Consider the following 24,225-nt stretch of genomic DNA (forward strand, 5'->3'; position numbering starts at 1 on the left):
ATGGCAGCCAGTCCGCTCCTCGAAGTCAGGAACCTCACCGTCGAGTTCGCGACCCGCCGCGGCAAGGTGCAGGCGGTGAAGTCGATCGACATCAGCGTCGGCAAGGGTGAGACGGTCGCGATCGTCGGCGAATCCGGCTCGGGCAAGTCCGTCACCTCCTATGCGGTGGTGCGTATCCTCGACCGCGCCGGCCGCGTCGCCGAAGGCTCGATCGGCTTCTCGGGCATCGATCTCGTCGGCGCGAGCGAAGCGCAGATGCGCGACCTGCGCGGCCGCGAGATCTCGATGATCTTCCAGAATCCGCGCGCCGCGCTGAACCCGATCCGCAAGGTCGGCAAGCAGATCGAGGACGTGCTGCTCCAGCATGTCCAGGCGACCCGGGCGACGGCGCGCGAGAAGGCCATCGCGGCGTTGGAGAAGGTGCGGATCGCGCGTCCGCAGGAGCGCTATGACGCCTATCCCTTCGAGCTCTCGGGCGGCATGTGCCAGCGCATCGTGATCGCGCTGGCGCTCGCCTGCCAGCCGCAGCTGCTGATCGCAGACGAGCCGACGACCGGTCTCGACGTCACCACGCAGAAGGCGGTGATGGACCTGATCGTCGAGCTCACCCGCGAGCGCGGCATGTCGACCATCCTGATCACCCATGATCTCGGCCTTGCCGCCGCCTATTGCGACAAGGTCGTGGTGATGGAGAAGGGCCGCGTCGTCGAGACCGCGGCCGCAGCCGAGATCTTCCGCAATCCGCAGCACCCATATACGCGGCGGCTTATGAAGGCGACGCCACGCGTCGGCATGCAACTGCGTGACCTCCTGCCGGACGCTCCGCCCGAAGCAATGACGGCCTCCAGGACCAGCGTTCCAAACCTGGATCAGGGCGGCGCTCCGCTGCTCCTCGTCGAGAACCTGGTCAAGGAGTATCCGCGCCCGGCGGCGGGCTCGCTCCTTGCGAAGCTGACTGGCAAGGCCGAGCCGGAAAAGCCCGCCTTCCGGGCCGTCGACGGCATCGGCTTTTCGGTCCGGCGCGGCGAGACGCTCGGCCTCGTTGGCGAATCCGGCTGCGGCAAGTCGACGACCTCGATGATGGTCAACCGATTGCTCGACCCGACGGCGGGTCGGATCGTCTTCGACGGGCAGGATATCGGGTCGATCCCGGCCAGGCAGTTCGCGTTGACGCCGCTGCGCCGGCGTATCCAGATGGTGTTCCAGGATCCGACCGACAGCCTGAATCCGCGCTTCACCGCCGAGCGCGCCATCCTCGATCCCGTTCTGCGTATGGGCACGATCCGTGGCCGTGAGGCCCTGCGCGCCCGCTGCGAGGAACTGGCCGGGCTAGTCGGACTGCCGGTCGAGCTGATCGACCGCTTCCCTCACCAGCTTTCGGGCGGGCAGAAGGCACGCGTCGGTATCGCACGAGCGATCGCGCTCAATCCCGATCTCGTCATCCTCGACGAGCCGACGGCGGCGCTCGACGTCTCCGTGCAGGCGGTGGTGCTGAACCTGCTCGAGGAGCTGAGGCAGCGCCTTCGCATGAGCTACATCTTCGTCTCGCACGATCTGAACGTCGTCCGTCTGCTCTGCGACCGCGTGATCGTGATGCGAAGCGGCCGGATCGTCGAGGAAGGCACGGCCGAGGCGGTATTGGGCGCGCCGCAGGCGGACTACACCAAGGAATTGCTGACCGCGATCCCGCATCCGCCCCTGTGAGCGGGAGCACGGCTGGCGCAAGAAGACGATGACCGGATGAGGAAACCCCGATGAAGATCAACGACCCGGCCGTGCTGGCCGAAGTCGAGGCGGCCTTCGCCGAGTACGAGCGCGCGCTGACGACCAACGACGTCGCGACGCTCGACCGGCTGTTCAAGGACAGTCCGGCCACGCTGCGTTACGGCGTCGCCGAAAATCTCTATGGCTATGCCGAGATCGCAGCCTTCCGCTCGGCGCGCTCGCCGGTCGGCCTGGAACGCGCATTGGAACGAACTGTCATCACCAGCTATGGTGAGGCCATGGCGACGGCGAACACGCTGTTCCGCCGCGACTCGATGGTCGGAAAGGTCGGCCGCCAGAGCCAGACCTGGGTGAAGTTTGAGGAAGGCTGGCGGGTGGTCGCCGCCCATGTCAGCGTCATCGCCGAATGACGTCCGTCCGCCACCGCCCCGCGTCATGACGCTGCGGTTTCCGCCTGCTAAGAACGGCGAGGCGAATCCGCCGCCCCGGACGCAATCGATGCCGCCCCAAGCCGTTCTTTCCGACAAGCCGAAACCGGCCTCTCAGCCTCGTACCAGAACGGAGACGCTGCGCGCCAGGCTCGCCGACGAGATCGTATCGGGCGTCCTGGAGCCCGGCACGCCGCTGGACGAGCATGAACTCGCCAACCGTTTCGGGGTCTCGCGCACGCCGGTCCGCGAAGCGATCCGTCAGCTTTCCGCGTCCGGCCTGGTCCGCGTCCGCCCTCATCGCGGCGCCGTTGTCGCCCTGCCGACGCCACGCGAGCTCAACGATATGTTCGAGGTGATGGCCGAGCTGGAGGCGCTTTGCGCCGGTCTCGCCGCGCGCAGCATGACCGTGGTCGAACGGCGGGCCCTCGAGACGCTGCACCAGGATCTGCGCGTGCTGGTGCACAAGGGCGATCCCGCCAGTTATCACGACAAGAACGAGGCCTTCCACGCGGCGATCTATGCCGGCTCGCACAACAGCTATCTTGCCGAGCTGACCCTGATGACGCGCGCTCGCGTCGCGCCTTTCCGCCGTGCCCAGTTCCGCGCCGCCGGCAGGCTCGGCGGCTCCTATTCCGAGCACGATCTGATCGTGCAGGCGATCCTGCGCGGCGATCAGGCCGGGGCAGCGGCGGCGATGCGCGCCCATATCGGCATCGTACGCGATGCGTTCCGGAGCTATGCGGAGGCGGCCAACAGCTAGGCCGTGCTCGCCTGAGCCGCGACGAAAGCGCGCCAGCCGCCGAAATTGCTGATGTCGCGAGCGCCGTCCGTCGCCGCCGCCTCGCAGAGGAAGCCCTTGACCCGCGATCCGTCGGCGAGCGCGAGCGTCCCGATGCCGAGCGGTGCGGGTATGCCGGCGACGAAGGCACCGAAGCCCGCGACCGGCAGCGACCAGACTTCGAGCGCGATCGGCGCGCCCTCGCCGGGGCCTAACCGCAGCAGTCCGGGCCGGGCCGGCGGCCCACCGGGCAAGGCGAAGAGACGATAATCCGCGGTCGTCGTCGTGGCGCGCAGGAAGCTGCCGCCGAGTGCCGTCAGTTCGCCGTTGAGCGGCATGCCGGAGAGATGGGCACCGACAACAGCGATCTCGACCGTATCGGGTGCAGCGCCGACAGGCAGCTCCGCCAAGGGCGGATGCGGCACGCCGGTCGCGCCGAGCGGCAAGCCGGATGCGGCGTGGAAAGCTGCGCCGATCGACGCCAGCGCAGCGTCGTGCCCGCTCGGCGCGATGAAGGTGACACCTCCCGCCGTCCCATCGTCAGCGAGGCTGGCCGGAACGGCGAGGGCGCAGAGATCGAGCAGGTTGACGAAATTGGTATAGCGGCCGAGCATCGAATTGGCGCCGATCGGGTCGGCTTTCATCTCTGCCAGGGTCACCGGACGCGGCGCCGTCGGCACCATCAGGGCACCGAGCCCCTTCAGCGCGGCGCGAGCGGAGAGCGAAAGCTCGGCGAGGCGATAGCGGGCGGCGAAGGTCGCGGCCGCATCGGGCAAGGGCTTGCCGGCGATGACCGCGCGGATCACCGGCAGGATCGCCTCCGGCTCGCGCTCATGCAGATCGCGGATCGCGAGCCAGCGCTCGGCGACCCAGGGACCATCATAGAGAAGCTGCGCCGTCTGGTAGAACGGTGTCATGTCGATCGGCACGATCTCGGCGCCGAGGCCTTGTGCACGAACAAGCGCCTGCTCGAAACCTGCTCGCGCCTCTTCATCTCCGGCGAAGTCCATATCCTGCTCGCGCGGCACGCCGAGCCGCAGCCTCGGCGGGCAGGCGCCGAGCCGTCCCATCGGAACGGTCCGGGAGAACGGATCGCTCGCATCCGGCCCGGCCATGGCCTGAAGGACGAGCCAGGCATCCTCGACCGTCAGGGCGAAGATGGAGACGCAATCGAGCGTGCGGCAGGCCGGCACGACGCCGGCAGTCGGGACAAGGCCGAGGCTTGGCTTCAGTCCGACGAGATTCTGCAATCCGGCCGGGACGCGGCCCGAGCCCGCCGTGTCCGTGCCGAGCGCGATCGGGACGATGCCGGCGGCGACTGCGCTCGCCGACCCCGAGCTCGATCCGCCGGGAACGAGATCGGCACGCAACGTGTTGCGAGGCGTCCCATAAGGCGAACGGGTGCCGTTGAGGCCGGTCGCGAACTGGTCGAGATTGGTCTTGCCAAGGATGATCGCGCCGGCAGCCTTCAGGCGCGCGACAGCGCTGGCGTCCCTCCGTGGCTCATAGCCATAGGCCGGGCAGGCGGCGGTGGTCGCCAGCCCGGCGACGTCGATATTGTCCTTCACCGCGACAGGCACGCCCCAGAGCGGGCGCCCTTGCGGCCCCTCCGCCTGAAGACGTTCCGCCTCGGCCAGCGCCTCCGCTTCCGGCTTGAGGCTGATGAATAGGGCCTCGTCGGCATGGGCGCGCAGACGGGCATAGGCGGCAGCGACCGTCTCGGCGATCGTGCGGCTGCCGTCATGATGGCGGGAAAGGATGCTGGTCAGCGTCGGCACGAGATCATGTCCATGTCTTGAGTCAGCCTATCTGTTAGGCAATTTCTCGATCATTGCATGCAAAGATTATGCATCTCTCCGGCGGAAGGCTGGCGAGCGCGCTCGCCACGCGGTCCGTCCCGGCCTCTTCGGCAAGGGCCGCGGCCGCAAATGCCAGCGGGATTCGTCGACGTTTCAAAGCCATGGCCGCTACTCCCTGACGTCTCGCGCCCTGCTGGCCGGATGAGGAGGCCGGCGGGCACAGCCCTTGCAAAGCCCGTTCCGTCAGCCCCGACGGAGGCCGCCATGAGTCGCTCCGAGATCGCAGCCAAGCCGTTCCCGCTCAGCGTCGATCTGGCGCGCGCCGCACTCGTCATCATCGACATGCAGCGCGACTTCCTCGAGCCCGGGGGCTTCGGCGCGGCGCTCGGCAACGACGTCTCGCTGCTGATGGCGGCAGTCGAGCCCTGCCGGCGCATGCTCGCCGGCGCGCGTGCCGCCGGCCTGCTCGTGATCCACACCCGCGAGGGCCACCGGCCCGATCTCTCCGATGCGCCGCGCGCCAAGGTCGAGCGCGGCGCGCCCGAGAAGCGCATCGGCGCGCCCGGCCCGATGGGGCGCATCCTGATCCGCGGCGAGGCCGGCCACGACATCGTTCCGGCTCTGGCGCCGCTTGCCGAGGAGCCGGTGATCGACAAGCCCGGCAAGGGCGCCTTCTACCAGACCGATCTCGACCTGATGCTGCGCAATCGCGGCATCGAGACGCTGCTGGTCTGCGGCGTCACCACCGAGGTCTGCGTCCACACCACCGTGCGCGAGGCCAATGACCGAGGCTATCGCTGCCTCGTGCTGGCGGACGCCTGCGCATCCTACTTCCCGGAGTTCCACGAGGTCGGCCTGCGCATGATCGCGGCCCAGGGCGGGATCTTCGGCTGGGTCTCGACGACGGACACCGTGCTTGCGGCGCTCGCCGCGCAGGACCAGGCAGCTTAGGAACGGGAGGGGGAGATGGCGACGACCACCGCGACGACAGCCTCGCCGAAGCTCTGGACGCCGGGCGACTGGAACGCCCTGTTCGGCTTCGGCACCAACATCCTGGTCAACCTGTTGGTCCTGACCGGCCTGCTGCAGTTCGTCCTGAAGATGCCGAGCCAGATCGTCTTCGGCCGCATCCTGCCGGCGCTCGGGCTGATGATGCTGCTCTCGACCGGCTACTACGCCTGGCTCGCCTGGAAGCTGGCGAAGGAGACCGGCCGCGACGATGTCTGCGCGCTGCCGTCCGGCATCAGCGTGCCGCACATGTTCGTCGTCACCTTCGTGATCATGCTGCCGATCGCGAGTATGACCGGCGACCCCGTCAAGGGCTGGGAGGCCGGCCTCGTCTGGGTCTTCTTCCAGAGCTTCATCCTGATGATCGGCGGCTTCATCGCCCCGCTCGTCCGCAGGATCACGCCGCGCGCTGCCTTGCTCGGCACGCTGGCCGGCGTCTCGATCGCCTTCATCTCGATGCGGCCGGCTCTGGAGATCTTCCTGACGCCGGCGATTGGCCTCACCTGCCTCGCCATTATCCTGGTGAGCTGGTTCGGCGGCGTGCGCTATCCGCGCGGCATCCCGGCCGGGCTTGTCGCCATCGTTTTCGGCATGGCGATCGCATGGGGCGCGGCGTTGTTCGGGCTTGATGTCGGCGGCCTGAGCCTCAGCAAGCTCGGCGCCGCCTTCGCCAATTTCGGCTTCTCGCTGCCGCTGCCGGCGGTCGACCACGTCTTCTCGGGCTTCACCTATCTCGGCATCATCCTGGTGACGGCCATTCCCTTCGGCATCTACGACCTCGTCGAGGCGATGGACAATGTCGAGAGCGCCGAAGCGGCGGGCGACCATTATCCGACGACGCGGGTGCTGACCGCCGACGGCGTCGTCTCGCTGATCGGCTGCCTGATGGGCAACCCCTTCATCAACGCGGTGTATATCGGCCATCCCGGCTGGAAGGCGATGGGCGGACGCATCGGCTATTCGGCCGCGACCGGCGTGATCGTCGCGGCCCTGTGCTGGTTCGGCGTCGTCGCGCTGCTGCTGGCGCTGGTGCCGATCGTCGCGATCTCGCCGATCCTGCTCTATATCGGCATGCTGATCGGGGCGCAGGCCTTCCAGACCACGCCGGCGAGCCATGCCCCCGCAATCGTGCTCGCACTGACGCCGCATCTCGCCGCCTGGGCCAAGGTGCTGATCGACGGCGCACTCGGCGCGGCCGGCACCACTGCGGCGGCGGTTGGTATCGACAAGATGGCCAATATGGGTGTGCTCTACCATGGCCTCGAGCTGATGGGCGGCGGCGCCATCCTCTCCGGTCTCGTGCTGGGCGCGATCGCCGTCTTCGTGATCGAGAGACAGTTCCTGAACGCTGCCGCCTTCGCCGCCGCCGGCGCGGTGCTGACCTATTTCGGCCTGATGCACGGCGAGGCGATCGGGATCGGCAAGGGGTTCGGCGTCACGCCCGCGATCAGCCTGGGCTATGCGATGGTCGCGGGCTTCCTCTGGCTCTGCGCGCGCCAGCTCGCGGGCGAGAGGGCCACGAAGACGATGAGCGAGCCGCATGCGCGGCTGGAGCCGGCGGAATGAGCGAGGCGACGCGCGAGTTCGATCCGGCTGCGCATCTCGATGCCATGGCAACTTCGCTGGGGCTTGCGATCACGGCGGCGCAGCGGCCAGGCGTGATCCGCTTCCTGGCGACCGCGGAAGCGATGGCGAGGATCGTGCAGGCGGCACCGGTCGGCGAGGACACGCTCGAGCTTGCGCCGGTCTTCCGGCCAGCGCGGGTGGGGGTGGAGGAAGAGGCGTGAGCGTCGATGTCTTCGCACCGGCGCATCGAATCGCAGCCCAGGTCAGATCAGGAGAGGTCGGCGCCGAGGTCGTGGCCCGCGCCTTCCTCGACCGGATCGGCAGGATCGACGGCAAGATCAACGCCTTCACCGATGTGACGGCGGCACGCGCGCTGGCGCAAGCGGCCGCGATCGACAGGGCCCGCGCGGCGGGCGAGCCGCTCGGCCCGCTCGCTGGCGTCCCCTTCGCCGCCAAGAACCTGTTCGACATCGAGGGCCTGGCGACACGGGCAGGCTCGAAGATCAACCGCGAGCGGGCACCAGCCCGGCGCGACGCCGTGCTGATCGAGCGCCTGACGGCGGCCGGCGCCGTGCTGATCGGCGGGCTCAACATGGGCGAATACGCCTATGACTTCACCGGCGAGAACGTCCATGACGGGCCTTGCCGCAATCCCCATGACCTCTCGCGCATGGCAGGGGGCTCCTCCTCGGGCTCCGGTGCGGCGACGGCCGCCGGCATGGCGCCGATCTCACTGGGCTCCGACACCAACGGCTCGATCCGCGTGCCGTCCTCGCTGTGCGGCGTGTTCGGCCTGAAGCCGACCTATGGCCGCTTGCCGCGCACGCGCAGCTTTCCGTTCTGCGACTCGCTCGATCATCTCGGCCCATTTGCACGGGATGTCACCGATCTCGCCTTGGCCTATGACCTGCTGCAAGGCCCGGACCCGCATGATCCGGCCTGCGCGCAGCGGCCGGTCGAACCAGTCTCGGCGCAGCTGACGAAAGGTGTCTCGGGCCTGCGGATCGCCGTGGCGGGCGGATATTTCGCCACCGACGGCCTGCCGGAGGCTGCGGCTGCGGTCGGTGCCGTGGCGCAGGCGCTTGGCGCAACACGGACGGTCGCGCTCGATGGTGCTGAGATCGCGGGGGCGGCGGCCTTCCTCGTCACCAATGCCGAGAGCGCTGCCCTGCATCTCGGCCGTCTGCAGCTGCGAGCGGACGATTTCGACCCTGATACGCGCGATCGCTTCCTCGCCGGGGCCATGCTGCCGGCTGCCTGGTACATCCAGGCGCAGCGGGCGCGGCGCTGGTTTCACGACCAGATGATGCGGAGCTTCGAGGAGGTCGACCTGATCATTGCGCCAGCGACGCCCTGTCCGGCGCCGCCGATCGGCCAGAAGGTGCTTGAGATCAGGGGCCAGACGCTGCCGCTGCGCCCCAGTCTCGGCCTCTTCACCCAGCCGATTTCCTGCATCGGCCTGCCGGTCGCGGCGGTGCCGGTCGCGGGCGGGGGGCTGCCGATCGGGGTCCAACTCATCGCTGCGCCCTGGCGAGAGGACATCTGCCTGAGAGCCGCTCGCGCTTTGCAAGAGATGAAGATCTGCAGCGCCGAGCCGCCGAAAGGGATCTGATTCCTCGAGATGATGGCCCGCTGGGCGATCGAGCAGTCGGCTCGGAGCCTGGTCCCGGGCCTGCCTGGCCTCAGTTCCCGGTACCGATCAGCGTCCGCGCGAGCGCGCCGGCGGATCGGCGTTCCGGGCGATAGCGAATCTCGATGAGACGACGTGACATCCCGACGGGCAGGAGTGCGATCAGGATGTGGAACAGCGAGAGGGCGAGCTTCCGCTTCGGAGAGAAATCATCGGCGCTGATGACCTTGATGAGGTTCGGAAGCTGCCGAAAGCGATCCATCCGGCGATCGATGGAGGCAAGAATCGACCGCTTCTCCAGGTAAAAGAAGGTTCGTTCGACATCGAGTTGCGGCGGCCTGCTGCCCGCGGGCACGGCTCGATTGAGATGGGCAATGAGGCTTTTGAAGCGCTGCATGTGCTGCTCGATCCTGCCGGTGTCGATCGCCCGCCCGACACCGGAGATGTTGCGATCGTGGACGCGGTAGAGCCCGAGTTCCTTCGGCAGGGAGACGACCTCGCCGAAGAAGGGGGCCGCGAGGACGATGATTCCGTCGACTGCGTCGTCATAATCGGCATCGCGCAGCAATTCGCAGAGGTCGCGCCTGAAGACGTTTCCGGAGGTTGGCGGGCTGATATAGACGCCGGTTCGGCGGACACGTTCGCTGAGGTCTCCCGTCACGCGGATCTGATCGGGTTCGGGAACGGCCGAGCCCAGCTTGTTGCCGTCTCCGTCGATGCGGCTGAGGCAGAATTGCAGCTTGGCGATCGATGGCTCGAGCCGCGGGATGATCGCATCGAGTGCGCCGGGAGCGAGTTCGTCGTCGGCATCGAGGAACAGCACGAAGGGCGCCGTCGTCCGGTCGAGGCCGAAGACGCAGGCCCGACGCTGGCCGCCGTTCTCGATCCGGTAGGCTGTGACCCCCGTCCTGCCGATGACCTCCCAGGAAGAGTCGGTCGAGCCATCGTCGACGACGATCAGTTCGAAGTCGTCGCGACCCTGCGCGAGCACGCTGCGGATCGCGCGCTCGACATAGTCCGCATAGTTGTAGCAGTTCACGATCACCGCGAGCTTTGAGGTCGAACCGATCATGCGCCGCTCCGCTGAAGCCTGGACCCGGGCGGCGCTCGCATGGCGACTGGTCTGTGCCATCGGCGACGAGGCGCCCCCTTGGCGCAGACATTGCAAGAGCCGTACCGGGCCGATCGACGGCGCTGGAACGATTGTCGAGCACGCAATGCCGGACAGGAAGACTAGGGTTCTCTATATCGTGCCGCCGACGCGCTCCTTTGCCGGCATAGAGCGTGTCACGGATTCGATCTGTTCGGCGCTGGCGACCGAATACCAGAGCGACCTCGACGTTTCAGTCCTCTACACGTCGCCCTTCGAGCAGATCGTCGGCCAACCGCGGCCATACCACGTCATTCTCAGCTTCTCCGACGGGCGGCTTGATCTGCTGCGGCGGGTCCGGAAGACGATCGCCGGCGGCCGGTTCGACCTCGTCGTGGTGCCGCAGGTCGAAGCGACCGCCGTTTTCTGGCTCGCTTGTCTCGGCATCAGGCGCCGCTTCATCCTCTATCTTCACGGCAATCCCCGGCTCGAGCGACGCTCATTCAAGGCGAGCGCGCTGTTCGAGGTGATGCGGCTTCTGGTCTTGCCGCGGCTGGCGCGCGTCTTCGGGACGTCGCCGCGCCAACTCGACGCGTTCCGAAGCGACTATCCCAGCAAGGTCGAACATGTCTGGGTGGCCAATCCCGTGCGCTCCTTCGATGCGCCCGTCCCTGTGCCGGCACCCGCCATCGGCCGCCCGGTCCGCTTCGTCACAGTCGGTCGCTTCGCCTATCAGAAGGGCTACGACATCCTTCTGCGCGCCTTCGCGGCCTTCTGCGAGAAGCGCGGGGATGCCGAGCTCGCGCTCGTCGGCTATGGCGAGGAGGAGCCCGCGATCCGCAGCTTGATCGACGAGCTCGGCCTCGCCGGCCGGGTCACGATCCAGCACTTCCCCGATAGCCCCGCCATTCCATTGTCGAACAGCGACGTCTATTTGTCGGGCGCGCGCTGGGAAGGCTGGTCGCTCGCCATTTGCGAGGCGCTTCGCTTCGGCCTGCCGGTGGTCGCCTTCGACTGCGAATTCGGACCGAGCGACATCATCGTCGATGACCGGCTCGGCCGGCTCGTCCCGCTGGGCGATACTGCCGGTTTCGTCAAGGCGATGGTGCATTACCACGACCATGTCGTGTCGGAGCGCCGCCATGCGCAGTACCGCATCGACTACATCGATCGTTTCAGCCTCGACAAGGTGGTGCACGCCCATGCGCGAGCCTTGCTCGCCGCCGACGGACGTGTCGAGACACGGACCAGTGCCGCTGCGGACAGCCTGAGAGCTGAGCCAGCCGAAGCGTCCTGAGTCCGGGGGCTGCTCCGCTCATACCCGGCGGTAAACGTCCTCGTAGCGGACAATGTCGTCCTCGCCCAGATAGGAGCCGGACTGGACTTCGATGATCTCGAGCAGGATCTTGCCCGGATTCGCCATGCGGTGAACGCAGCCGATCGGCAGATAGATCGACTCGTTCTCATGCACGAGGATGGTTTCGGCATCGCGCGTCACTTCGGCCGTGCCGCGAACCACCACCCAGTGCTCGGCGCGGTGATAGTGGCTCTGCAGGGACAGCTTCTGGCCGGGATCGACGACGATGCGCTTGACCTGGAAGCGCGCGGCGAGGTCGAGCGTCTGATAGTACCCCCAGGGCCGATCGACACGGCGGGAGCTCACCACCGCCGGATGGCCGTCGGCCTTGAGCCGCTCGAAGGCGCCCTTGACCTCCTCGGCGCGCTCGCGCTTCGTCACCATCACCGCGTCGTTCTCGACCACGACCACGGCATCCTCCATGCCGACGAGCACGGTGAGCGGGCCGCTGCTCTGGACATAGCAGTTGCGGCTGTCGACGAACTCGACATTGTCGCCGCCGGCATTGCCGGCCTCGTCCCGTGCCGAAGCCTCCCACACGCTCGACCAGCTGCCGACGTCAGACCAACCGAAGGAGGCGGGAACGACGCTGGCGAGTTCGGTTCGCTCCATCACGGCATAGTCGATCGATTTGCGGGGCGCGCTGGCAAAATGTCCGGCGTCCAGGCGATGGAAGCCGATATCCTCCTTGGCATGCGCCACGGCCGCCGTCGCGGCGCTCGCGATCGCCGGCTCGTGCCGGCCGAGTTCGGCCATGAAGCTGTCGGCGCGGAACAGGAACATGCCGCTGTTCCAGAGATAGCCCTCGTCGAGATAGCGGGCCGCGGTCGGCGCATCTGGCTTCTCGACGAAGCTCAGCACCTTGCGGGCGCCGGCATCGCCTGGTTCGGGTCGGATGTAGCCATAGCCTGTCGCGGGCTTGTCCGGGACCATGCCGAAGGTGACGAGCTGGTTTTGGATCGCGGCAGCGGCCGCGACCTCGACCGCGCTGCGGAAGGCTGGCAGGTCGCCGATCAGATGGTCGGAGGCGAGCACGAGGACGAGCGCCTGGGGATCGCGCTTCTGGATGAAGCTCACGGCGGCGGCGATGGCCGGTGCGGAATCACGGCGCGCCGGCTCGAGCAGGATCTCGCCCGCCATCTGGACCTGCTTCATCTGGCTTAGCACGAGGAAGCGGAAATCCTCGTGGGTCACGATCACGGGGGCGCCGAATAGCGGGTGCCTGATCCGGCCCAGCGTCTGCTGGAACATCGACTCCTCGCCGAGCAGCGAGATGAACTGCTTCGGGAACGCTTCGCGCGATGCCGGCCACAGCCGTGATCCAGCGCCGCCGCACAGCACGATCGGCACGATCGTGCCGGCGCGAGCGACGAGAGGTGGCTCGACCGCGGTCGCAGAAGCCTGGGTGATAGGATCGATCTTCACGAGCTCCTCGCAGATGGTTTGAGCCGCTCGACGCCGGAGACGAGCGCAAAGCCCAGCCCAAGGCCGATGGCCTTGATCCAGACGTCGTGGATGGTGCCGTGCCGCGTCGGCGACCAGTTCTGGGCGAGTTCGAGCGAGATCACCGCAGCAAGACCGACAGCGAAGATGAGAAAGCGCTGGCGCGGATAGCCGATCGCGAAGGCGGCGGCCGCGGCGAGAAAGGCGAGTCCGCGTTCGAGATCCGGGATCAGCCAGGAGACGGAGGGCCGCTGCTCGATGCCGGACAGCGTCGCATAGACGATGACGAGCATCAGCGCCCAGCCGGAGAAGCGTGAGAGGCGGCGGATGGCCGCCATCCGCGCCCGCACCAGCCGCACGAGGCGGGAGAGCCACCTGCTCGCTCTGGTTCCGCCACGCAGCGCGCCGCCGATGCCGGTGTCCTCGATCTCTGTTCGCCAGGCTGCCAGCATCGACCTTTGCGCCCGCAGCTGTTCGAGGCGGCGGAATGCGGCCATCATCTGCGCCTCCGCCTCGACCAGCCTGGCCTCGTCGGCCGGCTCGCGCTCGAAATAGATGCCGTCCTCGTTCCCGAGCAGTGCTGCGGCGCGGGTGCGGGCCTCGTCGAGCCGCCGCGACAACCCGGCGCTTTCGCGCTCGATCCCCGCAAGCGCCTGCTCGAGGTGGCGGTAGAGCGGTCCGAGCCTGTCGAGATCGGTTTCGCGATCTCGATCCAGGCTACGAAACCGGGCAGGCAGCGTCATTGCCCTGTCTCCCCTCGCAATGCGGGTAGCGGAACGACGCGCGATCGCGCCAACCGCTGTTGCGGGGATGATCAGCAATTCATGTGCCAGAAGGCCGGCGCAGCGAAGCGTCAGCGAGGCTGACGCGGCCCAAGGATGTCGAGGACGCCGCGCGAGCGCGGTTCTTTGCCGGTCGCGGTCCGCGACCTGAGGACCATGACGAGCGCGGCGAAGACGCCGACGGTTGTGCTGGCGACCACGGCGGTGGCGATCAACGCGACCAGCAGCCCATGCGGCCACATGAGCCAGAGGGTCAACGCGCCGCTGGCAAGGGCAGCCAGGAAGAAGACGATCAGCATCACTCGTGCTTTCGCGGCTCGCTATCGGCCAGTGACTATAGCTTTGCTCGCCGGTTCGAGAAAGGCTTCACGGGCGCGCGGACTATCCACCAGCGTGAGCCGTCGTGGTTAAGGGCGCGCTAACGGCGCTCGAAGGGGCTGGCAACGGATTTGCTTGGGAGCTGCCGGATCAGTCCGCAGCGGAGAGTTTCGTGAGACGTCTCACCCTCCTCGACCATCTTTTCCCAATGCGTATGCACGCTTGTGCCTGGGCACTCGCCCCCTTGCTGACGGTGTTGTCTCTGACGCTTGCCGGCGCTGGGCAGGCCTGGGCGAATGACTTCGAATACCGTGTCGCCGCGCAGGATCGGCTTAAGATCAAGGTGTCCGAGTGGCGGCCGAACTCGCGCGAACTCTTCGAATGGTCGGCGCTCAGCGGAGAGTTCGCCGTCAGCTCGACCGGCATGCTTTCGCTGCCGGTGGTCGGCACGTTCTCGGTCGATGGCAAGGCCCCGGCCGAGATCGCCGCACTGATCTCGGAGCGGCTGAAGGGAACGGCCGGGCTCGTCAACGCGCCTGCAGCCGCCGTCGAAATTGCCCAGTATCGGCCGATCTATGTCGTGGGCACCGTCGAGAAACCCGGCGAGTACGCGTTCAGGCCGACGATGACCGCATTGCAGGCGGTCGCGATTGCCGGCGGATTCCAGCGCATGGAGCTGGCGCTGGGCCGTTTCGAGCGCGAGACGATCGTCGCCGAGGGCGAAATTCGCGTTCAGCAGACGCAGTTGCTCGCCCTGCAGGTGCGCCGCGACAGGCTGCTGGCGGAAACGCGCCAGGCGGAAGCGATCACCTTCTCGGAGGATATCCGCAGGAGCCTCGATGACAGCGCCGCTCAGGCGATGCGCGAGGAGAACGCATTGTTCGCCTCGCGTCGCAAGGCGGTTCGCTCGCAACTCGATCTCCTGCAGCAATCGCGCGGGCTGCTTGAGGAGGAATTGCGCACGCTCGGCGCCAAGGCGGTGACCCAGCAGCGTCAGCAGGATCTGATCCGGCGCGAGCTGAACAATATCAACAGCTTGATCAGCAAGGGATTGGCCGTGAGCCCCCGCCAGCTCGCGGTCGAGCAGAATCTCGCGCAATCCGAGAGCCAGGCGCTCGACCTGATGCTCGCAACGGCGCGCGCCAAGCAGGAGATCAGCCGCATCGACCGCACGCTGGCCGATCTGGAGAACCAGCGCGAGATCGATACCAGGCGCGAACTGCGCGAGACCCAGCTTTCGCTCAAGCAGTCCGAGGACCGGATCGCGGCGCTACGCGCGCTCATCCACGAATCGACCGCACTAGCGCCAAGGCTGCAGAGCCAGCAGGAGAAGCAGCTCGCGCGCATGCGCTTGAGTGTACAGCGCCGCCAAGGCGACGCGGTGAACGAGATCGCGATCGAGGAAAGCTCGCCGATCCTGCCCGGAGATATCGTCAGGGTCGAGCGAGCCTCACTGCAATCGATCATCTCGTCGCTGCCCTCCACCAGCACGGCCGGGGCGCAGAACTAGATATCGCAGGAAACCCCCGGGTCGATTTGCGGCCGCTGAAAGCAGGCTCCCGTCCATGCGGAGGTAGGCCTATGTTGTCATTCTCGCGACCTGCTCGCATTTTTCTTGCAGACGAACATCCGATCTTCCTGGCAGGACTGCGCTTTTGCCTGGCCGACCAATCGAACATGATCGTCGTCGGCGAGGTCCATTCATCCGCAGACCTCGCACGGGTGGTCGAGAAGGCAGCTCCCGATGTCGCCGTCGTCGGCGAGCATTTCAACGGTGTTTCGGTCGTCGAAAGCCTGCTGAACGACCTTCCAGCCCTGCGGATTCTCGTCGTTGCCGAGGAGCGCGACAATGCCCGCGCCCATCGCCTGCTTGCGTTCGGCGTACGCGGCTATGTTCTGAAGCAATCGCCTGGCTCGATCATGTGCAAGGCGATCGCGACAGTTCTCCGCGGCGGCTGCTTCCTCGATTCAGTGGAGCCCGTTCCGCTTCAGGCAGGGGGCCGGCGGGCAGCTGTCCTGACCGAGCGCGAGCAGGAGGTTCTGCGCTTGATCGCGCTGGGATTCAGTATTCGCGAGGCAGCCGAACGCATCGGAATCACCGCAAAGTCCGCGGAAACCTATAAGATGCGCGCCAGTGCCAAGCTGAGCATCGATAGCCGGCAGCAGATCGTGCAATACGCCATCACGCGCGGATGGTTTGAGTAGCGCTTCTAAAGAATTTAGATCGCGGTCGGTTCATCCATTTGTTTTATTCGGATCTCCCGCTGCGTCACCGCGACGCAGCGGAGGGCTGGTGCGCGGCTGGGCGCAGTTCGCCGATATGCTCCCGAAAGAAGCGAATTTCCGTCAAATCTGTCAGGAATTTTACTGACAAAGCTTAGCTTGCAGTCAGGCAGCTGCATTGCTGAACAAATATGCTGCATCGCACAAAAGCCTATTGTTATGTATTCGTTGCGCGTTAATAATCTATTAAGATGCGGTTTATGCGTAGGGTGCTGCAATGAGCCGATTTCCGGACTCGCAAAATTTGTCGGCGTCCTTCTCTCTACCCATGCGTGTATCGCAAGGGGAGTACAGATTCGCCAGGGGCGTAGTAAAGAGAGGGTTCGACCTTACGGCGGGAATCCTCCTTCTCTTTCTGCTCGCGCCCCTTATGCTGCTCATAGCTGCCCTGGTCAGGGCCGGCGATGGCGGTCCAGCCCTCTTCAAGCAGCCGCGGGTTGGCCGCGGCGGGAAAAGCTTTCGCTGCTGGAAGTTCCGCACCATGGCCTGCAACGCCGATGAGGCGTTGCAGCATCTGCTCGCCACCGATCCCGCTGCCGCCAAAGAATGGGCCGAGAGTCAAAAGCTCACACGCGATCCGCGGATCACGCCGGTCGGCGCCTTCCTGCGGCGCTCGAGCCTCGACGAACTGCCTCAGCTCTTCAACATCATCGCCGGCGAGATGAGCTTCGTAGGGCCGCGCCCTATCGTAGCAGCCGAGCGCGAACGCTATGGCGAGGCCTTCAATCACTGCTTTTCGGTCCCGCCCGGGCTCACCGGTCTTTGGCAGATCAGTGGCCGCAGCGATTGCTCCTACGCCACCCGAATCTCGCTCGACAGCCAGTACGCGTCGGAATGGCACCTCATGCTCGACGCCAAGATTCTGGTGAAGACGGTCCCGGCAGTGCTGATGCAGCGGGGGAGTCGATAAGGCCCGCTGAAGTCGGCGAGCCTGATCCGCAAGTTCACGCCCAGCTCAGATGGGTTCCATGGAGTTCCTCGGCCCATGAAAATCGCGATCGTCCACTACTGGCTCGTCGGCATGCGCGGTGGCGAGAAGGTGATCGAGGCGCTGTGCCGGATGTATCCGGACGCGGACGTCTTCACCCATGTCTACGTTCCCGAGGCGGTCTCCGACGAGATCCGGCGACACAAGGTGACGACGAGCTTCATCGGCAGGCTGCCGCGGGCCGCGAAGCTCTACCAGCGCTACCTGCCGCTGATGCCGCTGGCTCTCGAGCAGCTCGACCTGCGCGGCTACGACCTGATCATTTCCAGCGAGTCCGGTCCGGCCAAGGGCATTGTGCCGCCACCGGGTGCGATGCACATCTGCTATTGCCATTCGCCGATGCGCTATATCTGGAACATGTTCCACGAATACAGGGAGCGCTCCGGACCGATCACTCGCCTGCTCATGCCGACATTGGCCCATTACATCCGCAATTGGGATAGTGTCTCGGCCAATCGTGTCGATCACTTCGTCGCCAACTCCGAGACGGTGGCCACCCGGCTGCATCGCTACTATCGCCGCGCCTCGACGGTGATCCATCCGCCCGTCGATGTCGACGCCTTCGAGGTGCTGCCCAACGGCCTCGTCGAGGATTACTGCCTCATGGTCGGCGAGCTCGTCGGCTACAAGCGGCCGGAGCTCGCAGTCGAAGCGTTCAATCGCACCGGCCGACGCCTCGTCGTGATCGGCGGCGGCGAGATGCTCGTCGAGCTCCGCCGCATCGCCAAGCCGAATGTCCAGGTGCTTGGGCCCCAGCCCTTCAGCGTCCTGCGCTACCATTATTCGCGCTGCCGCGCCCTGATCTTCCCCGGCGAGGAAGATTTCGGGATCGTGCCGGTCGAAGCCATGGCGAGCGGGCGGCCGGTGATCGCCTTCCGCCGCGGCGGCGCCACCGAGACGGTGGTCGACGGCATGAGCGGCGTCTTCTTCGACGAGCAGAGTGTCGATGCGCTCATCGCTGCCGAGGAGCGGGCCAGGGCGATCGCCTGGCAGCCGCGGGAGATCGCGGACTATGCCCGCAGTTTCTCGACCGCCGTCTTCGAGAAGCAGATGGCGCTGCACATCAACCAGCTGCTCAAGCCGCTCGCCGGGACGATCTCGATGGCCATGCCGCCGGTGCAGCCACGCCCTGCCCTGGTCCAGAGCCTGGCGTGAACGAGACCGGCCCTTCGCGATACCGAGGAAGAACCCGATGCAGACGATCTACCAGAGCGACGTCTATGCCGACCTGAACCCGACCTGGCACGAGGAAGACTCGCCGTGGAAGGCGCGGCAGATCGAGGCGATCCTGCGCAAGAACGCGATCGCCTTCGACAAGGCCTGCGAGGTCGGCTGCGGCACTGGCGAGATCCTGTTCAACCTGGCGAAGGCGTTCCCGCAGGCACGTTTCGATGGCTACGAGATCTCGCCGCACGCTTTTCAGCGCGCCAAGTACAAGGAGACCGACAAGGTCAACTTCTCGCTCGGCGATTTCACGACCGAGGGCCCATCGGATTACGACCTGCTCGTGATCGCCGACGTGATCGAGCATGTCGAGGACTACATCGCCTTCATCAAGGCCTTGCGCGGCAAGGGCCGCTACAAGGTCTTCCACATTCCGCTGGATCTGTCCGTCCAGTCGCTGCTGCGCGGCTGGCCGATCACCAAGCTGCGCGAGAACGTCGGCCACCTGCATTACTTCTTCAAGGAGACCGCCCTCGCGACCCTCGCGGACTGCGGCTACCGCGTCATCGATCACGCCTACACCGCGAGCCGGCTGGAGCTGCCGAACCAGGCGCTGAGCAGCCGATTGATGCGCCTGCCGCGCCGGCTCTGCTTCTCGCTCAATCCGGACCTGACGGTCCGCGTGCTGGGCGGCTACTCGCTGATGGTGCTCGCCGAATGACCATGGCGCGCGGATACGGTCAGGGCGGAGGCGGGCTGGCGCCACCGCGGAAGGCTCGGCTGCCATGAGCATGGAGCCGATCGGCGTGCTGACTATTCTGATCGGCCTGATCTGCCTGACGCTCGGCACGGGCGCGCTCGTCCATGGGCTCGCGATCCTGGCGGTCCTGGGGGCAGCCGCGGCCATGCTGATCGGTGCCGCCAACATTCAGCCGGGGCATGTGATGCTGGTGTTCCTCGCCTTCGGCGCGCTGAGCCGCCGCCGCGAGGCCGCAGCCGCCATCCGCGCGCTGCATCCGAACGAGCCCGGCTTCTGGTTCGCCTGCCTCGTCATCTATGGTGTCGCCACCGCCTTCCTGATGCCGCGCCTGTTCGCCGGCATCACCGAGATCGTCCCACTCGGCACCACGGCCTTCGACGATACCGGCTCGACCGTGCCGCTGGCACCCGTCTCGAGCAACGTCACCCAGAGCCTCTATCTTTCGACCACTCTGCTCTGCCTGGTCACACTGACCGCGATCGCTGGGACGCGTCAGGGCTTCTCGGCCGTCTTCAATGCGCTGCTCGCCTGCTGCATCGCCAATACGGTCTTCGCCGTCCTCGACATCGCGACCTATGCGACCGGCACGCAGGAGTTGCTCGGCTTCATCCGGAACGCCCGCTACACGCTGCACACCGACACCGAGATCGCCGGCATGAAACGGATCGTCGGCTCCTATACGGAGGCCTCGGTCTTCGCACGCTCGACCCTCGGCGTGCTCGGCTTCACCGGCACCTTGTGGCTCTGCGGCGTGCGACCGGGGCTCACCGGCTCGATCGCCGGGCTTTCGCTCGTCCTGATCGTCCTCTCGACCTCCTCGACCGGGCTGGCCGGCGCTCCTGTGATGTTGCTCCTGCTCCATGCCTTCGCCATGACCCGGCTCGTGCTGGGCAATGCGGCGCGGCAGGCGGCCTTCTTCGCCCTCGGCGCTCCGGTCATCGGACTGGCAGTCGTCCTGCTGCTTCTGCTCGATGCCGAAGCGATCGCGAAGATCTACGGCTATGTCGACCTCGTCGTGCTGAACAAGGCGAGTTCCGATTCCGGCATCGAGCGCAGCTCCTGGAACGTGATCTCCTTCCAGAATTTCCTCGACAGCTGGGGGCTCGGCGTCGGGGTCGGCACCGCGCGCGCCTCGAGCTTTGCGGTCGCTTTGCTCGCGAGCGTCGGCGTTCCCGGTGCGCTCTTCTATGCGGTCTTCGTCTTCGAATGCTTCCTGCGCCCGCGCGGCCAGCCGGGGAGCCTCGAGGCCGACATCGCCGTCGCCGCGCGCAACGGCTATGCCGGCTTGCTGATCGGCGATCTGCTCGTCGGCCCGATCATCGATCAGGGCTTCTTCTTCTGCATGCTGGCCGGGCTCGCGGCCGCGATCAGGCCGCGAACCTCCAGCGTCCCCAGGCCTGTCCCTTCGTTCACCGGAGCGAGAATATGACCGAGACCTTCGCGGTGAACGGCCGCTTCATGGCGCAGGCAATGACCGGCGTGCAGCGCTATGCGCACAACGTCGTCGCCGCGCTTGACGAGAGCCTGGCGGCCGCCGGCCAGAAAGCCGTCCTCGTTGCACCGCAGGGTACCGACACCCCTGCGCTGCAGGCGCTCGATACGATCCGGGGCGGGCGATTGAAGGGGCACGCCTGGGAGCAGATCGAGCTGCCGCGCCTTTGGGGAGGGCGCCTCCTCAACCTCTGCAACACGGCGCCGGCCATGAAGGGCGACCAGATCGTCTGCATCCACGACGCCAATGTCTTCACGGCACCCGAGAGCTACAGCCGTGGCTTCCGCGCCGCTTACACCACGCTGCAGCCGCTGCTGGCACGCCGCAGCGCCAGGATCGCCACCGTCTCGCACGCCTCCGCCCGGCAACTCGCGCGCCACCTGCCGCTTCGCGCCGCCGAGATAGCGGTTCTCCCGAACGGCCATGAGCATGCCCTGGCCTGGGACCCGGCCAAGGCGGATCGGGCTCGGGCGCTGTTGGCGGCGCCGGAGGTTACTGAGCGGCCTTTCGTCCTGGCTTTGGGCTCGCAGGCCCGCCACAAGAACCTCGCGCTTCTCGCCACGATCGCGCCGGCCCTGGCCGAACTCGGCGTCGATATCATCGTCGTCGGCGGCGGCAGCGGCATCTTCGCGCCGGAAGAGCGCGCGCAAGCCGCCAACCTCAAGCTTCCGGGGCGAGTCAGCGACGACGATCTTGCCTTCCTGCTCGAGCGGGCGCTTTGCCTGGCTTTCCCATCCTGGACCGAAGGGTTCGGCCTGCCGATCGTCGAGGCGATGGCGCGGGGCTGCCCGGTCGTCTCCTCGAACTGCGCCAGCATGCCTGAGGTCTGCGGCGACGCCGCGTTGCTGGCATCGCCCGCGGATCCGGAAGCGTGGGTCGAGCATGTCAGAACACTGCTGGGGTCGGCGGCGCTGCGGCAGGAGCTGAGCGGGCGCGGCCGCGAGCGTCTGCCGCTGTTCTCCTGGCGCAGCAGCGCCGAGGGCTACCTCGAGCTGGCGCAATCGCCGAAGGCACATCGCGCCACGCCGCCCGCGCCGACGATCCAGGCCCCGCGCATCGCCGCCGTGATCGCCACTCGCGGCCGGCCGGAGGTGGTGACGCAGACCGTCCTGCATTTGCTCGCCCGGCAGAGCTTGAAGCCCGACAGCGTCATCGTCTCCTGTATCGATCCGGCCGATGCCGGCGAGTTGCAGGGGCGAAACGACGTCGTGGTGCTGACCGGGCCGGCCGGGCTCGCTGCGCAGCGCAACACCGCGCTCGCGAACCTGCCGCCCGGCACCGAGATCGTCGCCTTCTTCGACGACGATTTCGTCGCCCATGAGGATTGGCTGGCGACGGCCGCCCGCACTTTCCGCGACGAGGCCAGCGTCGTCGCCTTCACCGGCCGGGTCCTGGCCGACGGGGTGGGGGGCCCCGGTATCGAGCTTGCGGAGGCGATGAGGCTGGTCGCGGCTCCGCCGGCGAGCGACTGGTCCTGGGTCGAGCCCTACAGCCCCTATGGCTGCAACATGGCCTTTCGCCTCGCCAGCATCGGCGACCTGCGCTTCGACGAGCGGCTCGTACTCTATGGCTGGCTGGAGGATCGCGACTTTGCGGCAGGGTTGGCCCGCCGTGGCGGCCGCTTGGTCAAATCCGCCGATGCGATCGGCGTCCATATGGGCGTCAAGGGTGGGCGCATGGCCGGCGAGCGCTTCGGCTATTCGCAGATCGTCAATCCGCTCTACATGCTGCGCAAGGGCACGATGACGCTCGGCCAGGTCGCCGACCACCTCTTCCGCAACATGTCCGCCAATCTCGGCCGCTCGCTGCGCCCCGAGCCGTTCATCGATCGACGCGGCCGTCTCCTGGGCAATCTGCTCGGGATCGCCGACATCCTGCGCGGGCGCATGCAGCCCGAGCGCGCCGCCGCCTTGCAGCCGAGGGGTAAGTTCAGATGATGCTGGGAAAACCGGGCGCATCCGGCGCGCCATTCCGTATCCTGCCGCTGCCGGACCCGGCCATGGCGCCGGTAAGCGATGGCCCGGTCGCCCTGCTGCGGACGATCGGTGCCGCCGGCCTGCGGCACAAGGGCAAGCTGGCCGTCTGGGTCGCGCTCTGCCTGGCGGCAGGCTTCTTCTATGTCCGAACCACGCCGCCGACCTATAGCGCGGCGGCGACCGTGCTGCTGGAGCCGCGGCGGCAGGCTCCGAGTTCGGCGCGCGAGATCGCGGCACCGAGTTCGCTGGACCTGAATGCCGCCGACAGCGAACTGCAGGTGATCCGCTCGGAGCGCTTGCTCAGCACCGTTTTCGACGCGCTGGCCCTGAGCGATCATCCTGAGCTCGGACCACAGTCGCCAGGTCCGTTGCAGGCATTGAGCGGTCGCATCACGGGCGCGCTTCGCGGTGCCTTGGTGGCATTGGGACTGTCCCAGCCGCCGAGCCGGAGCGCGGAAGCGTCGCTGCGTGTCGATCCGCGCCGCAACGCCTTCGAGAATTTTGTGCGGCGTTTCTCGGCGCGCCGTGTCGGCCAGTCCTATGTGCTGGAGATCGCCTATTCCTCAGCCGATCCGGAGCTTCCGGCGCGCGTCGCCAACGCGGCCGCCTCCGCCTATCTGCTCCAATCCGTCTCCTTCAAGGCCGACGCCGCGCGTAGCGGCGCGGAGTTCCTGCAAGGCAGGCTGGACACGCTCGCGACCCAGGTCCGGACCGCGGAAGCGGCTGTCCGCAGCGGCACGCTGCCGGCGCAGCCGATCCCCGATGCGGATGCCAGGATCATCGGTGCCGCCCAGATGCCGCTCGGCCCGTCGGCACCGCGCGGCAGCCTGATCATGGCGTTCGCCGGCGTCTTCAGCCTGCTCAGCGGCCTGTTCGTCGCCGTGCTCGCTTCGGTCTTCGACCGCCGCGTCCGCCTCCCGCAGGACCTCGTACGCGAAACGGGCCTGCCCTGCCTCGGCGTTGTGCCCCAGGTCGGGAGCTGGGGTGGGCAAGTGCGAGCCTCGGGCCCGGACAAGTCCCTGCTGGTGACGCGCGAGGACGCCGGTCCCTTTGCCGCGGCGATCCGTGATCTGCAGACGGCGATCGAGATCGCCTGGGGCGCGGGCCGCTCCCAGGGCAGCCCGGTCGTCGCGATCGGAGCGTGGCGGGCAGGTGCCGGCGCGACGCTGCTGACGATGAATCTCGCGCAGCTGATCAACCATCGCGGCCGGCAGGTCAGCGTCATCAGCCCTGATGCCGCCCGCACGCAGGCCGACCACGGCAAGGAGGGGGCATCGCTGACCGACGTGATCGCCTCGGGCAGCGCGGCGCCGGCCGCCTATGCCAACGTCGAGGGGGTTCATCTGCTGCCGATCCGCTCGGCGACGCCGCAGCTCAACCGGTTCGTCGACTTTCGGGATCCGCGCGCTGCCCTGGTCGTCGCTCAGGCGAGACAACGCGGCGAGGTGCTGATCGACCTGCCGCCGCTCGGCGAATCCTCCGATGCGGTCGCCCTCGCGACCCATGCCGACATCGTCGTCCTCGTCGCGGCTGAAGGCGTGACGAGCCATGACGAGCTCAACGAGGCACTGGGTTCTCTGCGGCGCGCCGGCATCACCGTCATCGGCGCCGTGATCAATCGCAGTCGATCCTGAT

21 protein-coding genes are annotated in these 24,225 nt (G+C 67.1%); 16 read left to right on the forward strand and 5 right to left on the reverse strand.

What is annotated here, in order from left to right; genetic code table 11:
- From V7S63_RS21490 to V7S63_RS21500, 3 genes are all read left to right on the forward strand, one after another.
- Complete coding sequence (locus V7S63_RS21490) at positions 1-1,704, forward strand: ABC transporter ATP-binding protein (protein ID WP_336531709.1); 1,704 nt, start codon at positions 1-3, stop codon at positions 1,702-1,704.
- A gap of 50 nt (positions 1,705-1,754) precedes the next feature.
- Positions 1,755-2,135, forward strand: a complete 381-nt coding sequence (hpxZ, locus tag V7S63_RS21495; RefSeq protein ID WP_091833773.1) for an oxalurate catabolism protein HpxZ — start codon at positions 1,755-1,757, stop codon at positions 2,133-2,135.
- An 88-nt stretch (positions 2,136-2,223) separates the two neighbouring features.
- Positions 2,224-2,916: a GntR family transcriptional regulator gene (locus tag V7S63_RS21500; RefSeq protein ID WP_336531710.1), complete on the forward strand. Its 693-nt coding sequence runs from the start codon at positions 2,224-2,226 to the stop codon at positions 2,914-2,916.
- On the opposite strand, the gene atzF is transcribed toward V7S63_RS21500, so the two are convergent.
- A complete protein-coding gene (gene atzF / locus V7S63_RS21505; RefSeq protein WP_336531711.1) occupies positions 2,913-4,712 on the reverse strand; it encodes an allophanate hydrolase in 1,800 nt (599 codons plus the stop codon). The two genes, V7S63_RS21500 and atzF, sit on opposite strands and share 4 nt — an antisense overlap.
- Before the next feature lie 285 nt (positions 4,713-4,997).
- On the opposite strand from atzF, the gene V7S63_RS21510 reads away from it, so the two are divergent.
- From V7S63_RS21510 to V7S63_RS21525, 4 genes are read left to right on the forward strand one after another with little or no spacing between them, the layout of a single operon-like run.
- Positions 4,998-5,684 carry a cysteine hydrolase family protein gene (locus tag V7S63_RS21510; protein ID WP_336531712.1) on the forward strand — a complete coding sequence of 229 codons (687 nt, stop codon included), beginning with the start codon at positions 4,998-5,000 and terminating at the stop codon, positions 5,682-5,684.
- 15 nt (positions 5,685-5,699) lie between these two features.
- Complete coding sequence (locus V7S63_RS21515) at positions 5,700-7,307, forward strand: regulator (protein ID WP_336531713.1); 1,608 nt, start codon at positions 5,700-5,702, stop codon at positions 7,305-7,307.
- Entirely contained in the window at positions 7,304-7,528 is a 225-nt protein-coding gene (locus V7S63_RS21520; protein WP_336531714.1) for a DUF4089 domain-containing protein, read from the forward strand. The genes V7S63_RS21515 and V7S63_RS21520 overlap by 4 nt, the downstream gene beginning before the upstream one ends.
- A complete protein-coding gene (locus tag V7S63_RS21525; RefSeq protein WP_442896493.1) occupies positions 7,525-8,919 on the forward strand; it encodes an AtzE family amidohydrolase in 1,395 nt (464 codons plus the stop codon). The genes V7S63_RS21520 and V7S63_RS21525 overlap by 4 nt, the downstream gene beginning before the upstream one ends.
- Positions 8,920-8,989: 70 nt before the next feature.
- Here the strand turns inward: V7S63_RS21525 and V7S63_RS21530 are convergent, their stop codons facing one another.
- Positions 8,990-10,009, reverse strand: coding sequence for a glycosyltransferase (locus V7S63_RS21530; protein WP_336531715.1), 1,020 nt, complete (start codon positions 10,007-10,009; stop codon positions 8,990-8,992).
- A gap of 145 nt (positions 10,010-10,154) precedes the next feature.
- On the opposite strand from V7S63_RS21530, the gene V7S63_RS21535 reads away from it, so the two are divergent.
- Positions 10,155-11,324, forward strand: coding sequence for a glycosyltransferase (locus V7S63_RS21535; RefSeq protein WP_336531716.1), 1,170 nt, complete (start codon positions 10,155-10,157; stop codon positions 11,322-11,324).
- An 18-nt stretch (positions 11,325-11,342) separates the two neighbouring features.
- Here the strand turns inward: V7S63_RS21535 and V7S63_RS21540 are convergent, their stop codons facing one another.
- The 3 genes from V7S63_RS21540 to V7S63_RS21550 form a co-directional block, all read right to left on the reverse strand.
- Positions 11,343-12,809: a mannose-1-phosphate guanylyltransferase/mannose-6-phosphate isomerase gene (locus tag V7S63_RS21540; protein WP_336531717.1), complete on the reverse strand. Its 1,467-nt coding sequence runs from the start codon at positions 12,807-12,809 to the stop codon at positions 11,343-11,345.
- A complete protein-coding gene (locus V7S63_RS21545) occupies positions 12,806-13,570 on the reverse strand; it encodes a hypothetical protein (protein WP_336531718.1) in 765 nt (254 codons plus the stop codon). The genes V7S63_RS21540 and V7S63_RS21545 overlap by 4 nt, the downstream gene beginning before the upstream one ends.
- Positions 13,571-13,680: 110 nt before the next feature.
- Entirely contained in the window at positions 13,681-13,911 is a 231-nt protein-coding gene (locus V7S63_RS21550) for a hypothetical protein (protein WP_336531719.1), read from the reverse strand.
- Between the two features lie 188 nt (positions 13,912-14,099).
- Between V7S63_RS21550 and V7S63_RS21555 the strand changes: the two genes are divergently transcribed.
- The 8 genes from V7S63_RS21555 to V7S63_RS21590 all read left to right on the forward strand — a co-directional run bounded on the left by V7S63_RS21555 (position 14,100) and on the right by V7S63_RS21590 (position 24,224).
- Entirely contained in the window at positions 14,100-15,437 is a 1,338-nt protein-coding gene (locus V7S63_RS21555; RefSeq protein ID WP_336531720.1) for a polysaccharide biosynthesis/export family protein, read from the forward strand.
- Between the two features lie 71 nt (positions 15,438-15,508).
- Complete coding sequence (locus V7S63_RS21560) at positions 15,509-16,132, forward strand: LuxR C-terminal-related transcriptional regulator (RefSeq protein ID WP_091833802.1); 624 nt, start codon at positions 15,509-15,511, stop codon at positions 16,130-16,132.
- A 295-nt stretch (positions 16,133-16,427) separates the two neighbouring features.
- A complete protein-coding gene (locus V7S63_RS21565; protein WP_091833805.1) occupies positions 16,428-17,120 on the forward strand; it encodes a sugar transferase in 693 nt (230 codons plus the stop codon).
- 75 nt (positions 17,121-17,195) lie between these two features.
- Positions 17,196-18,353, forward strand: coding sequence for a glycosyltransferase (locus tag V7S63_RS21570; protein WP_336531721.1), 1,158 nt, complete (start codon positions 17,196-17,198; stop codon positions 18,351-18,353).
- A 37-nt stretch (positions 18,354-18,390) separates the two neighbouring features.
- Positions 18,391-19,083: a class I SAM-dependent methyltransferase gene (locus V7S63_RS21575; RefSeq protein ID WP_091833811.1), complete on the forward strand. Its 693-nt coding sequence runs from the start codon at positions 18,391-18,393 to the stop codon at positions 19,081-19,083.
- 64 nt (positions 19,084-19,147) lie between these two features.
- Positions 19,148-20,551: a hypothetical protein gene (locus tag V7S63_RS21580; protein ID WP_336531722.1), complete on the forward strand. Its 1,404-nt coding sequence runs from the start codon at positions 19,148-19,150 to the stop codon at positions 20,549-20,551.
- Positions 20,548-22,551, forward strand: coding sequence for a glycosyltransferase (locus V7S63_RS21585; protein ID WP_336531723.1), 2,004 nt, complete (start codon positions 20,548-20,550; stop codon positions 22,549-22,551). The genes V7S63_RS21580 and V7S63_RS21585 overlap by 4 nt, the downstream gene beginning before the upstream one ends.
- Positions 22,548-24,224: an exopolysaccharide biosynthesis protein gene (locus V7S63_RS21590; RefSeq protein ID WP_248307427.1), complete on the forward strand. Its 1,677-nt coding sequence runs from the start codon at positions 22,548-22,550 to the stop codon at positions 24,222-24,224. Before V7S63_RS21585 ends, V7S63_RS21590 begins: the two co-directional genes overlap by 4 nt.
- The last annotated feature ends 1 nt before the right edge of the window (position 24,225 follow it).

This window comes from Allobosea sp. CCNWLY174 (genome assembly GCF_037120455.1).
In the GTDB taxonomy this organism is placed as follows: Bacteria; Pseudomonadota; Alphaproteobacteria; order Rhizobiales; family Beijerinckiaceae; genus Allobosea; species Allobosea lupini.

Bases quoted from the DNA above. Each gene is read 5' to 3' on its own strand.
- V7S63_RS21510 (WP_336531712.1), top strand. From the start codon at position 4,998: ATGAGTCGCTCCGAGATCGCAGCCAAGCCGTTCCCGCTCAGCGTCGAT.
- V7S63_RS21515 (WP_336531713.1), top strand. From the start codon at position 5,700: ATGGCGACGACCACCGCGACGACAGCCTCGCCGAAGCTCTGGACGCCG.
- V7S63_RS21560 (WP_091833802.1), top strand. From the start codon at position 15,509: ATGTTGTCATTCTCGCGACCTGCTCGCATTTTTCTTGCAGACGAACAT.
- V7S63_RS21570 (WP_336531721.1), top strand. From the start codon at position 17,196: ATGAAAATCGCGATCGTCCACTACTGGCTCGTCGGCATGCGCGGTGGC.
- V7S63_RS21530 (WP_336531715.1), bottom strand. From the start codon at position 10,009: ATGATCGGTTCGACCTCAAAGCTCGCGGTGATCGTGAACTGCTACAAC.
- V7S63_RS21545 (WP_336531718.1), bottom strand. From the start codon at position 13,570: ATGACGCTGCCTGCCCGGTTTCGTAGCCTGGATCGAGATCGCGAAACC.
- V7S63_RS21585 (WP_336531723.1), top strand. From the start codon at position 20,548: ATGACCGAGACCTTCGCGGTGAACGGCCGCTTCATGGCGCAGGCAATG.
- V7S63_RS21520 (WP_336531714.1), top strand. From the start codon at position 7,304: ATGAGCGAGGCGACGCGCGAGTTCGATCCGGCTGCGCATCTCGATGCC.
- V7S63_RS21580 (WP_336531722.1), top strand. From the start codon at position 19,148: ATGAGCATGGAGCCGATCGGCGTGCTGACTATTCTGATCGGCCTGATC.
- V7S63_RS21500 (WP_336531710.1), top strand. From the start codon at position 2,224: ATGCCGCCCCAAGCCGTTCTTTCCGACAAGCCGAAACCGGCCTCTCAG.
- V7S63_RS21575 (WP_091833811.1), top strand. From the start codon at position 18,391: ATGCAGACGATCTACCAGAGCGACGTCTATGCCGACCTGAACCCGACC.
- V7S63_RS21590 (WP_248307427.1), top strand. From the start codon at position 22,548: ATGATGCTGGGAAAACCGGGCGCATCCGGCGCGCCATTCCGTATCCTG.
- hpxZ (WP_091833773.1), top strand. From the start codon at position 1,755: ATGAAGATCAACGACCCGGCCGTGCTGGCCGAAGTCGAGGCGGCCTTC.
- V7S63_RS21490 (WP_336531709.1), top strand. From the start codon at position 1: ATGGCAGCCAGTCCGCTCCTCGAAGTCAGGAACCTCACCGTCGAGTTC.
- V7S63_RS21535 (WP_336531716.1), top strand. From the start codon at position 10,155: ATGCCGGACAGGAAGACTAGGGTTCTCTATATCGTGCCGCCGACGCGC.
- V7S63_RS21565 (WP_091833805.1), top strand. From the start codon at position 16,428: ATGAGCCGATTTCCGGACTCGCAAAATTTGTCGGCGTCCTTCTCTCTA.